General features: G+C 66.6%; 5 protein-coding genes. 1 reads left to right on the top strand and 4 read right to left on the bottom strand.

Features of this window, described 5'->3' with window-relative positions; translation table 11 throughout:
* Positions 1-26: 26 nt before the first annotated feature.
* Genes ACIPIA_RS10140 through ACIPIA_RS10155 form a run of 4 tightly spaced genes read right to left on the bottom strand, consistent with a single transcriptional unit; the run spans position 27 to position 4,618 of the window.
* Positions 27-1,247 (bottom strand): dihydrolipoamide acetyltransferase family protein, encoded by a 1,221-nt coding sequence (locus ACIPIA_RS10140; protein ID WP_400509106.1) that lies wholly within the window; start codon positions 1,245-1,247, stop codon positions 27-29.
* Positions 1,247-2,269, bottom strand: a complete 1,023-nt coding sequence (locus tag ACIPIA_RS10145; protein ID WP_400509112.1) for an alpha-ketoacid dehydrogenase subunit beta — start codon at positions 2,267-2,269, stop codon at positions 1,247-1,249. Before ACIPIA_RS10145 ends, ACIPIA_RS10140 begins: the two co-directional genes overlap by 1 nt.
* Complete coding sequence (locus ACIPIA_RS10150) at positions 2,259-3,260, bottom strand: thiamine pyrophosphate-dependent dehydrogenase E1 component subunit alpha (protein WP_400509108.1); 1,002 nt, start codon at positions 3,258-3,260, stop codon at positions 2,259-2,261. The genes ACIPIA_RS10145 and ACIPIA_RS10150 overlap by 11 nt, the downstream gene beginning before the upstream one ends.
* The gene (locus ACIPIA_RS10155; protein ID WP_400509109.1) at positions 3,257-4,618 is read right to left on the bottom strand and encodes an NAD(P)H-dependent oxidoreductase; all 1,362 of its coding nucleotides are present in this window, start codon (positions 4,616-4,618) and stop codon (positions 3,257-3,259) included. Before ACIPIA_RS10155 ends, ACIPIA_RS10150 begins: the two co-directional genes overlap by 4 nt.
* 115 nt (positions 4,619-4,733) lie before the next feature.
* Here ACIPIA_RS10155 and ACIPIA_RS10160 point away from each other — a divergent pair.
* The coding region (locus ACIPIA_RS10160) for a helix-turn-helix domain-containing protein (RefSeq protein ID WP_400509110.1) at positions 4,734-5,053 on the top strand (320 nt) is incomplete at its 3' end.

Genomic DNA, 5,053 nt, shown 5'->3' on the forward strand with positions numbered 1-5,053 from the left:
TTTGCCCGGCCGCGAACGCCCTTCAATCACAAAAGTATCTCCGGGCTTTCCAGCGCCTCGCGCAGATCGGCCATGAAGCGGGCAGCGGCGACGCCATCCACGATCCGGTGGTCCGAGGACAACGTGAAGCTGGCCATCGGTCGCAGGACGATCTCACCGTCACGGCCGACCGGCTTGTCGACGGTGCGGCCGACCGCGAGGATCGCGCCCTGCGGCGGGTTGATGATCGCTGTGAAGCTGTCAACGCCGTACATGCCGAGATTGGAGATGGTGAAGGTACCGCCACCAAGCTCGGCCGGCGTCAGCGTACGCTTGGCCATCCCCTCGCGAAGCCGGGCGAACTCGCGTGTCATGGCCGGCATGTCCATGCCGCCGGCATCGCGCAGCACGGGCACGACGAGATCGCCGTCGCGCTCCATGGCAATGCCGATATCGATGCGCTCGTGGAAACGGGTCGCCTCGCCCTCGGCCGAGGCGTTGATGACCGGGTGGTCGCGCAGGATGCGCGCGGCGACGCGGGCAATCAGCACGGTCAGGCTGGGCTTCGGCGCTTCGATGCGCTCATGGCGCCTGGCGAGGCGGCCGAGCAGCTCGCGCGCGGCGCTCATCTCGATCTCTGAGGTGAGATAGAAATGCGGCGCGGTGCGCACGCTCTCGGAGAGCCGGTTCGCGACGATGCGGCGGATCGCAGAGAAGGGTTGCAGGCGGCCTTGCGAGGCGTTCACCGCAGGGACGGGCGCGGAAGCCGTGTCCTGTGGAGCGCAGCACGGCCGCTGCTGGAGCTGGCGCTTCACATCCGCTTCGCCGATGCGCCCGCGCGGGCCGGTGCCAGCCACTGTGTTGAGGTCGAGGCCGTTCTGGCGGGCGATCCGGCGAGCAAGCGGGGTGGCGCGCAGGCCTGAAGCCGTAGGCGGTATCGCAATCGCCTGGGCGATCGGTGCGTCGATCCTCGCGAGGGATTCGGTAGCCGCGGCGGCAGCCGGCTCGGACGGTGCGGTCGCGGCCTCACCGTCGAGATAGATCCAAGCAACGGGTGTTCCGACCGAGATGGGCACGCCGGTTTCGGCCCTGATGTTCCGGATTGCGCCGGTGGCGGGCGCCTCGACCTCCATCACGGCCTTGTTGGTGCCGATCTCGAAGATCGTGTCGCCCTGGCGGACCTGATCGCCTTCCTTGACGTGCCAGGCCTCGATCGTGCCCGTCTCCATGTCCATGTCGACCTTGGGAAGGATGACCTCGATGGGCATCAGGCTTCCCCGCGACGCACGAGGTTGCTGGCCGCTGTGACGATGTCGTCCTCCTGCGGAACGGCCGCCTTCTCGAGAACCGGATTGTAGGGGATCGGCGAATCCGCGCCGCCGAGCCGGATGATCGGCGCATCCAGGAAATCGAAGACCTCGCTCTCGGCGATCATCGCCGAGATCTCGGCACCGATGCCCATGGTCTTCACGCCTTCGTATACGACCAGCAGGCGATGCGTCTTGCGCACGCTCTCGGCGATCGTGGTGAAGTCGATCGGGCGGATCGAGCGCAGGTCGATGACCTCGGCCGAGATGCCGTCGGCGGCGAGGCGCTCGGCCGCGGCCTCGGCCTTGCGGGCCATGATCGAAGAGCCGACGATGGTGACGTCCGCCCCCTCGCGGCGGATCGCGGCCTTGCCGATCGGCACGCGATAAACTTCGGCAGGAACGTGGCCCTTGGTCTTGTAGAGCAGCTTGTGCTCGAAGATCAGGACCGGATTGGGGTCATCGATCGCGGCGAGCAGCATGCCCTTGGCGTCATGCGGGGTGCTCGGCTGCAGCACCTTGAGTCCCGGCACATGAGCGAACCAGGCTTCGAGGCTCTGGCTGTGCTGGGCGGCCGCGCCCGTGCCGGAGCCACCGGGCAGGCGCACGACCATCGGCACGCTTGCCTTGCCGCCGAACATGAAGCGAATCTTGGCCGCCTGGTTGACAAGCTGCTCCATGGCGAGCGTGACGAAATCCGAGAACTGGATTTCCAGCACCGGGCGCATGCCGGTAATGGCTGCGCCGACCGCCGCCCCCGCGATGCCGAGTTCGCTGATCGGCGTATCGATCACGCGATCCTTGCCGAAGCGGTGGACGAGATCGCCGGAGACGCCGAAGGCGCCGCCATAGACACCGACATCCTCACCGAACAGGAAAACGCGCTCGTCCGTCTCCATCGCTTGGCCGAGCGCCTCGCGTACGGCCTCGGCATAGGAGAGCTCGCGGATGTCGCTCACGGCTTCGAGCGTGTCAGAGGGCATAGACGTCACGGGTCAGCTCTTTCGGATCCGGGTCCGGGCAGGCGCGGGCGAATTCGACGGCGGCGTCGATATCGCGCTGCGCGTCTTCTTCCAGCTTCATCAACGCGGCGGCATCGAAGCGGTCATGTGCCTTGAGCTCGTCCTCAAGCCGCCGGATCGGGTCCTGATTGCGCCATTCCTCGATTTCCTCCTTGGAGCGGTAGAGGTTGCGGTCGCTCTTGGAATGGCCGCGCCAGCGATAGGTCTTGCACTCGATCAGCGAGGGCCCATCGCCGGAGCGGGCCCGCGCGATAGCAACCCGTGCGACAGCCGCGACGCCAGCGAGGTCGTTGCCGTCCAGGCAATGGCCGGGCATGCCGTAGGAGGCCGCGCGGTCGGCCACATTCGCCACCGCCATGGCGCGGCCGATATCCATCGACATGCCGTATTTGTTGTTCTCGCATACGAAGACGACAGGCAACTTCCAGATCGAGGCCATGTTCAGCGCCTCGTGGAATGCACCTTCGTTCGAGGCGCCATCACCAAAGAAGACCATGCAGACCCGGCCATTCTTCTGCGCCTTGATGCTCATGCCGACGCCGACCGCGATCGGCAGGCCACCGCCGACGATGCCGTTGGCGCCCAGATTGCCCCCCTCCACATCGGCAATATGCATCGAGCCGCCGCGGCCCTTGCAGTAACCGGTTTCCTTGCCGAAAAACTCGGCGAACATCAGCTTCGGCTCGGCGCCGCGCGCGATGCAGTGACCGTGGCCACGATGGGTCGAGAGGATGTAGTCGTGCGCTTCGAGCGGCAGCGTCGTGCCGACGGCGCTTGCCTCCTGACCGATCGAGAGGTGCATCGTGCCGTGGATCAGGCCACGCATATAGCTCGCCTCGGCTGCCTCCTCGAACTTGCGGATCAGGTGCATGCGGGTCAGCGCCTGCGCCACTGTCGCATCGTCGAGCGCGGCGAGCTCAGGCCGCTGGTTCGGCTTCTGATGGGTATTCATGCCTGGGCTCCGGAGGTCAACGCGGCGACCATCGCGTCCTGGGCGCGGCGCACCTCGACGATCTTGAGCCGCTCGTCCGGCGTGGCATCGGCCAGCGTGATGAGCTCGCCTTTGCGGACCGGCCGGGTCATCGTCGCGCCCTGGGCGAGCCCTATCGGCAGGGCCCTGCGCGCCTGCGCGTCGGCGCGGGAGAGCGCGAAGCCGCGATAGCCGTACTCGCCGATGGCATCGAGCGTCTCACCGACGGCGAGATCGCGCTTTGCGACGCAGCCGACTTCCGAAGTCGGCACCGGCAGCGGCCGCATATGGCTCTGGTTGAAGATGACGGCGGCCGCTGCCGAGAGAGGTACTTCCAGACTGGTCAGGTGATAGGGCCGGAAGAAGGAATAGTAGGGACCCGGGCCGAGATGCAGGTCGCTCATCCGCTCGCGGACACGGGGATGGCGCATTTCCGCGACGGCGAAGACACCGGGCGCGACGCCCTTGGCCACCGAGAAATCGACGACGCCCTTCCTCGAGAGCAGGCCGCCTTCCTCCCGCGGGCAGAAATAGTTCTGCAATTCGTCCTTCGGCGCGGCCGGGCCGTGCATGCCGGGAACATCCGGCACGAAGCCGCAGGCATTGGCGATGGCCACCATCTCGACCATCGTCTTGGAGCCGTCGACGAACTCGACGAGCATGCGCGGATTCATGTTGCGGCGGGTGGCTTCCTCGACGTAGTCGGCGGGCACGGCGTCGATCCGGAACGGATTGTTCTTGCCCTTGCCGGCCGCGACCACCGGATAGCCCATGGCGCGGATGAAGTTGATCAGCTCCATCGCAGCGGCGGGCTCGTCGCCGGCGCCAAGTGTGTAGACCACGCCGGCCTTGGCTGCCTCGACGGCGAGATACGACCCGATGGTGATGTCGGCCTCGACATTCATCATCACGATATGCTTGCGCTCGCCGATTGCTGTCAGCGCGACGCGCGAGCCGGCCTCAGGATTGCCGGTGGCATCGATGATGACGTCGACGGACGGCGAGCGGCAGATCAGGTCGAGCGAGGTCGTGGCGGCGATGCGGCCCCTGCGCCTGCTGGCGTCGAGTCCGGCCTCGTCGGTGATGGTGTCAACCTCGCCCTTGCGTCCGGCGAGCGCAGCCGCCTCGCCGACGCGCTCCGGCGCGATATCGGCGACGGCGGTGATCTCGATACCGGCCATCTGCGAAATCTGGACGACGATGTCGGTGCCCATCTGGCCGGCGCCGATCAGGCCGACGCGTACGCGCTTGCCAGCCTTCTCGCGGTGTTCGAGCGCCTCGGCCAGGGACAGGCCCGCAGCGGGCGCGCCGAACGGCGACGGCGTCTGGATCGCGGCCATGATCGTGGCATCTCCCTAGGACATATGTTCTTTGAATAGAACAAAAGATCAGATCTTTCGTGCTGTCAAGCGAACATATGTTCAATACGGTTGCCTTTTCCGGTGCGATGCTGCGATGCTGCGGACGAGCAGGCAGCGTGGCGACGGAACGTTGGAAGACATCATCGACGCCGGACATTCTCACCGCGAGGAGCCGATCGCAGACGCCAAGGTCCGCGCGGCATGGCTCTATTACGTCGAGGGGCTGACGCAGGAGCAGATCGCCGAGGCGCTGGGTCTCAGCCGGATCAAGGTGGTGCGCATGCTGGCTGCGGCCAGGACCGAGGGCTTGGTCAAGATCCGGATCGACGCGCGCTCGGCGCGGCAGGCCGGGCTGGAGCGCGGCCTCGTGACGCGTTTCGGCCTCGACGAGGCGGTGGTGGTGCCTGCGACCCG

The sequence above is a fragment of the Allobosea sp. CER48 genome, from assembly GCF_044752385.1.
GTDB lineage: Bacteria > Pseudomonadota > Alphaproteobacteria > Rhizobiales > Beijerinckiaceae > Allobosea.

Coding starts and splice junctions, on each gene's coding strand:
- ACIPIA_RS10140 (WP_400509106.1), bottom strand. CDS start 1,247: ATGCCCATCGAGGTCATCCTTCCCAAGGTCGACATGGACATGGAGACG.
- ACIPIA_RS10145 (WP_400509112.1), bottom strand. CDS start 2,269: ATGCCCTCTGACACGCTCGAAGCCGTGAGCGACATCCGCGAGCTCTCC.
- ACIPIA_RS10150 (WP_400509108.1), bottom strand. CDS start 3,260: ATGAATACCCATCAGAAGCCGAACCAGCGGCCTGAGCTCGCCGCGCTC.
- ACIPIA_RS10155 (WP_400509109.1), bottom strand. CDS start 4,618: ATGGCCGCGATCCAGACGCCGTCGCCGTTCGGCGCGCCCGCTGCGGGC.